At 73.5% G+C, this 5348-nt stretch carries 4 protein-coding genes and 1 pseudogene; 2 read left to right on the forward strand and 3 right to left on the reverse strand.

All coding sequences use genetic code 11. The annotated features are described in order from the left end of the window. Window positions 1-119: 119 nt before the first annotated feature. Both ACFXAM_RS37640 and ACFXAM_RS37645 read right to left on the reverse strand, forming a co-directional pair. Window positions 120-485 carry a hypothetical protein gene (locus ACFXAM_RS37640; protein ID WP_380298325.1) on the reverse strand — a complete coding sequence of 122 codons (366 nt, stop codon included), beginning with the start codon at window positions 483-485 and terminating at the stop codon, window positions 120-122. Between the two features lie 123 nt (window positions 486-608). Further along, window positions 609-1508: a neutral zinc metallopeptidase gene (locus ACFXAM_RS37645; RefSeq protein ID WP_380298327.1), complete on the reverse strand. Its 900-nt coding sequence runs from the start codon at window positions 1506-1508 to the stop codon at window positions 609-611. 757 nt (window positions 1509-2265) lie between these two features. Here ACFXAM_RS37645 and ACFXAM_RS37650 point away from each other — a divergent pair. Beyond that, entirely contained in the window at window positions 2266-2844 is a 579-nt protein-coding gene (locus ACFXAM_RS37650; RefSeq protein ID WP_380298329.1) for a putative glycolipid-binding domain-containing protein, read from the forward strand. Window positions 2845-2884: 40 nt separating this feature from the next. On the opposite strand, the pseudogene ACFXAM_RS37655 reads toward ACFXAM_RS37650, so the two are convergent. Continuing rightward, window positions 2885-3270 (reverse strand): annotated as a pseudogene (locus tag ACFXAM_RS37655) (IS5/IS1182 family transposase); the annotation flags it as partial. A 463-nt stretch (window positions 3271-3733) separates the two neighbouring features. On the opposite strand from ACFXAM_RS37655, the gene ACFXAM_RS37660 reads away from it, so the two are divergent. Continuing rightward, entirely contained in the window at window positions 3734-5110 is a 1377-nt protein-coding gene (locus ACFXAM_RS37660) for an erythromycin esterase family protein (RefSeq protein ID WP_380298331.1), read from the forward strand. The last annotated feature ends 238 nt before the right edge of the window (window positions 5111-5348 follow it).

Here is a 5348-nt window from a genome sequence, read left to right on the forward strand (position 1 = left end):
GGCCCGGCGACCACCGGCCGTCCTCGGCGGGATCCTCCCCCCGGAGGACCCCGCCTCGGACGGCCCGGGCCGGGGGCCGGCGGGCCCGCGGCGGATCAACCGATCAGTGGATCAGCGGGTCAGGGGCGGTCGAGGGTGATGGAGTTGATCGGCGTCAGGTCGGCGTAGACACCCGTCTGGGGGGCGAGGTCCTCGCCGCAGCCGGTGCCGTTGGAACCGGTGCACAGGTGGGCGTGCGCGCCGCCGGACTGGTTGTTGAGGACCCAGTGCGAGCCGTACTGGTTGCGGAGGTTGTGGGCTCCGTAGCTCCAGAAGACATCGGTCGGCGGCCGGCTGGTGTCGGCGTCCCGGGGGTAGATGCAGACCGCCCCGTACGGGCAGCCGTCCCAGGAGCCGTCGGCGGCCTCGGCGCCGGAGGTTCCCATCGTGGTGGCCGCGGCGGCCGCGAGGGCGAGCGCGGCGGCGGCGTGCAGGATCTTGCGCATGGTGGTGCTCCTTCAGGTGCTGGTCCGGCCTGCGTCCGGCCGGTGCTCAGCAGCGTAGGAAGGCACCGCCCGCAGCGGTCCCTGACGGATGACAGGGGGCCGGGGCGGTCCCGGCACCGGGGGTCAGCGCTGTGCGGCGAAGGTGTCGCAGCGGGCCGGGTCGCCGGTGCGGTAGCCGGTGGTGAACCAGGTCCTGCGCTGCTCGGAGGAGCCGTGCGTCCAGGTGTCGGGGTCGATCCGGCCGGTGGCCTGCTTCTGGATCCGGTCGTCTCCGACGGCCGCCGCGGCGTCCAGGCCCTGGGCGATGTCCTGGTCGGTGAGGGTGCTGATGAGCGGGCGGCCGGTGGAGGCCTGCGGGGTGGTGGTGGCGTGGTGGGCCCAGACCCCGGCGTAGCAGTCGGCCTGGAGCTCCAGCTTCACCGAGGCGCTGTCCCGGCCCTGCCGGTCCTGCCCGACCTTCTGCATCGTGCCGGTCAGGTTCTGGATGTGGTGGCCGTACTCGTGGGCGACGACGTAAGCCTCGGCGAACGGGCCGCCGCGCGCGCCGAAACGGGTGGACAGCTCGTCGAAGAAGCCGAGGTCGAAGTAGGCCCGCCGGTCGCCGGAGCAGTAGAACGGGCCGACCGCGGAGCTCGCCGCACCGCAGGCGGTGGAGACCCGGCCGGTGAACAGGACCGTCTCGGCAGGCCGGTAGGCGACGCCGGAGCGCGGCAGCTGGCCGCGCCAGTAGTCCTGGAGGCTGTTGGTGACGGCGACGATCCGGCAGTCCTGGCGGCGGTTGGCGTCGGCGCCCTTCTTGCAGGCCTGCTCGACCTCCCCCGCGCTGGTCGACCGGTCGGCCCCGGCGTTCGACCCGCCGCCGTCGGAGAGCCCGAGGATGCTCGGGTCGACGCCGAAGAGCACCGCGATCAGCACGGCGATCAGACCGGCCGCCCCACCGCCGATGGCGACCTTCCCCCCGGGGATGCCGCGCCGGTCGTCCACCTGCGAGGTGTCGAGGTCGCCCTGGTCGTCGAACTGCATGCCGGTCCGTCCGTCGTGTGCCACCGGAGCCCACGACCCCGGGCGGCCGGGCCCCGGCCGCCCGGCCACGGTAGCCGCTCCGCAGGCCGGCGCCGACCAAGGACGCGCAGGTCAGCGGGCGTCTTCCGGCCGGGCGGCCGATCCTGTGACCGGCCGTGGCGACCCTGTCACCACCCGTCGGGCCCCGGCCCCCGGGAGGACCGGGCGATCCGTACCGCTGCCCCGCGCCAAAGCACCCGCCAACCCTTCAGGAAGCCCCACGCCACCCGGCCCACAGGACAGCGCCGGAATCCGACCCGGGCCGCCCCGGCACCCGAGGGACCGAACCGTGCCGCTATCCCGCGCAGCGCGACGGACCACCCCGCACGAGAGCACCCACCAACACCTCGGCCGGCCCCTCCAGGAAGCCCCACGCCACCACTGCCACCGGAGCACCGGGAACGGAGCCGGGATCCGGCCCCGTTCTCCGGGCGTCCCTACACCCGGAGAACCGAACCGTGCCACTGCGGCGGGATCCGACCCTGGCCACCCGAGCGTCCCTGCGCCCGGGGCGGAGCGGGCAGCGGGTCGCCAGGGTGGTGCCGGATGTCGACGGTGTGGCCGTGCTGCCACGGCCGGGCTCGTCCGCCCTCCCCCGGGGGCCGCGTCTCCGCTGCGGCGGGCCCGGGGTGGCGGCTGCTGCATCCGTCGGTGCGGACGACGCGCGGCGTGGGCCTGCTCCGGGGGCGCCGACGGGACGGCGGCTACGGTGGCGGCCATGATCACTCATCTGGTCCCCACCTGGGAGGTCTCGGAGAGCCGGGGCGTCGAGACCGCCTGGATCGAACTCGGCGACGGCACCCTGAGCGCCCGCGGGCGCGTGGTCGGTCTGGTGCCCGCGCCGTACTGGCTCGACTACGAGCTCGACACCGGGCCGGCCTGGACCACCCGGCGGCTCGCGGTCCGCACCCGCACGGCGGAGGGCACCCGGGAGCTGGAGCTGCTGAACGACGACGGACGCTGGACCGTCGACGGCCACCACCGGCCGGAGCTCGACGGGGCGCTCGACTGCGACCTCGGGCTCTCCCCGCTGACCAACGCCATGCCGGTGCTCCGCCACCGGCTCCACCGGGATCCGGGGCGGCACGACTTCCTGATGGCGTGGGTCCGGGTGCCCGACCTGACGGTGCACCCGTCGCGCCAGACGTACACCCACTTGGGGCCCGCCGGGGAGGGTGACGGCACCGGCGCGGCCGCGAGGGTCCGGTACGAGTCGGGGGACTTCCGCAGCGATCTGCTCCTCGACCGGCACGGTCTGGTGCTCGACTACCCCGACCTGGCCCGTCGGCACGGCTGAGCCGCCGGCCGGCGCCGTCCGCTGAAGCTTGCCTCCTCGGTCATCTGCGGAGCCGGATGAGGATGGCCGCGAGGTGGAGTGCGGCTTGGCGGGCGATGGCGAGTTCGTCGGTGCGCACGGCCGGGCCGCGCCACTGTTCCAGGCGGTTGATGCACCGTTCGACCGCGTTCCGCTCCTTGTGGGCCTCCGGTCGAAGCCCGGCGGGCGTCCGCCGCGTGAGCCGCGCCGCAGCCGGTTGCGGACCTGCTCCACCGGCTGCGGGACGACCGCACGGATGTGACGCCGGCGCAGGTGGGAGCGGATCGCGCGGGCCGAGCACGCGCGATCCGCGATCACCGTGTCGGGCCGGGTCCGAAGCCGCCCGGAACCCGGGCGGGGAACCCGGATCGCGGCCATGCCGGTCGTGAACGCCCGCGCGTCGCCGGCCAGGTTCCGGCCCCGCATCGACGGAACAGACGAACACGGGCGTTCCCCGGAACCGTTTCCTCTCCGACGCGGCGAGTGGAGGCCTCTCGCCGTCGAAGCCCCCGCCACCGCGCTACTACAACTCACCGCAGCTGTGGGAATCGCAGTACGAGGACAAGCCGATCCGGCCCCTCTTCGAGTGCCGGCGCGAGGGACACAGCGCGTGGACCGTCCCGTACGAGATACCCGCCGTTCTCCAGCCTGCGGCATGTCTCAGAGACAGGCGGATGTGGAGCTCCGGGTTCGGGCGGTTGACCGGTCACCGATGGCCGCTGTTCTCGCGCAGCACATCGTGCTTGACTCCCATTCACGACGGGGAGTGTGGTCCCGGCACCCCGCCGGTCGGCGGGTGGGGACAACCCCCGGGCCGGTCGGGGGTGCACCGGATGGCCTGTGATGCCGGTGCCCGGCGAGAGTTGGGCCAATGATCACCACGCGCAAGTTCCTGCTCGCCGCGCTGCTCGTCCCGCTCGGTGCCACCCTGGCCGTCGCTCCGGCCGCTTCGGCCGCCGCTCCCCCCGCCGGGTCCGCGGCGTCGGTCTCCGCCGACGCCGTCGCGTTCCGCTCCCCCGAGGCCGCCCTCGACCGGGTGGCGCACCCGCTGCGCACCACCGAACCCCGCGGCGGCGTCGCCGATCTGCGCCCGTTCGGCACGATGGTCGGCGGCGCCACCGTGGTGGGCGTGGGCGAGGCCACCCACAGCTCACACGAGTTCATCGCCCTCAAGCACCGGGCCTTCCGCTACCTGGTCGAGGAGAAGGGCTTCCGCACCTTCGCCCTCGAAGCCGCCTGGAGCAGCGGACTGCGGATCGACGCCTACCTCACCCGGGGCGAGGGCGACCTGAAGCAGATCATGGACGAGGAGTTCCAGGGCACCTACCGGTGGTGGAACAACGCCGAGTACCGCGACCTGCTCCAGTGGATGCGCGCCTACAACATCCAGCACCCCGAGGACCCGGTGCACTTCGTCGGCGACGACAACGGGTTCGCCGGCGCGGAGCTCTACGACAAGGTGAACGCCTACGCCGCTGCGGTCCTCCCCGAACTGGCCCCCCGGCTCACCGCGCTCTACCAGGGCCTGCGGCCCACCACCGACGCCGCCACCTACGTCAACGACTACTCCTCGAAGCCGATGGCCGAACGCAAGGAGCTCGCCGAGCGCACCGGGCGAGCGGTGGACCTGCTCAAGCAGCACCCCGGCGCCGACGCCGACGCGCACGCCTGGGCTGTGCAGCACGCCAGTGCGATCCACCAGATGACCACTCTGTACGCCTTCGACTGGGACGACCCCCAGAGCATCCCCGGCGCCATGCTCTACCGCGACCGCGTGATGGCGGACAACATCGCCTGGTGGCAGCAGCGCACCGGCAGCAAGATCATGATCTCCGCCCACAATGGTCACATCGCCCTCAAGAGTTACGCCCCGGACATGTACCCCCGGGTGCAGGGCGACTTCCTGCGCGAGCAGCTGGGCACGGGTTACGTGAGCGTCGGTCTCACCTTCAATCAGGGCACCTTCAACGCCTTCAACCACGATGGTGCCCCGGAGCGCTTCACCGTCACACCTGCCGCCCCCGGCACCGCCGAACACACCCTCGACAAGGTCCGCCACCGCGACTACGTCGTCGACCTGCGCAACACCCCGGCCCCCGCCCGCGCCTGGCTCGCCGAACCGCACACGATCAAGAACATCGGCGCCACCTACCCCGGGATCGCCGACGCCCCGCAGATCCGCCTCGCCCAGACCCACGACATCCTGATCCACCTCCAGCAGGTCCAGGCAGCCCGCATGCTCAACTGAAGCTTGTTCCAGAAGGTCTGGTGCGGGGCAGTTCTCCGGTGCGGGTGGGGTGCCTCGGGCTGAGCCGGTCTGGGTGGAGACGCTCGCGGGGCTGCGGATGCGGCAGTTCGAGGGCCTGGTGCGGGTGGTGCGCGAGCGGGGCGGCAGCGGGCCGGGGGGGGGGCCCCGCGGGGGCCCCCCCGCCCCCCCCCCGGAGACCCCGGGCGCCGCCCCCCACCCCAACCGCCCGGGCCCCCCC

This window comes from Kitasatospora sp. NPDC059462, assembly GCF_042749955.1.
In the GTDB taxonomy this organism is placed as follows: Bacteria; Actinomycetota; Actinomycetes; order Streptomycetales; family Streptomycetaceae; genus Kitasatospora.

Excerpts from the sequence above, each read along its gene's own strand:
- ACFXAM_RS37645 (WP_380298327.1), bottom strand. The coding sequence starts at position 1,508 with ATGCAGTTCGACGACCAGGGCGACCTCGACACCTCGCAGGTGGACGAC.
- ACFXAM_RS37640 (WP_380298325.1), bottom strand. The coding sequence starts at position 485 with ATGCGCAAGATCCTGCACGCCGCCGCCGCGCTCGCCCTCGCGGCCGCC.
- ACFXAM_RS37660 (WP_380298331.1), top strand. The coding sequence starts at position 3,734 with ATGATCACCACGCGCAAGTTCCTGCTCGCCGCGCTGCTCGTCCCGCTC.
- ACFXAM_RS37650 (WP_380298329.1), top strand. The coding sequence starts at position 2,266 with ATGATCACTCATCTGGTCCCCACCTGGGAGGTCTCGGAGAGCCGGGGC.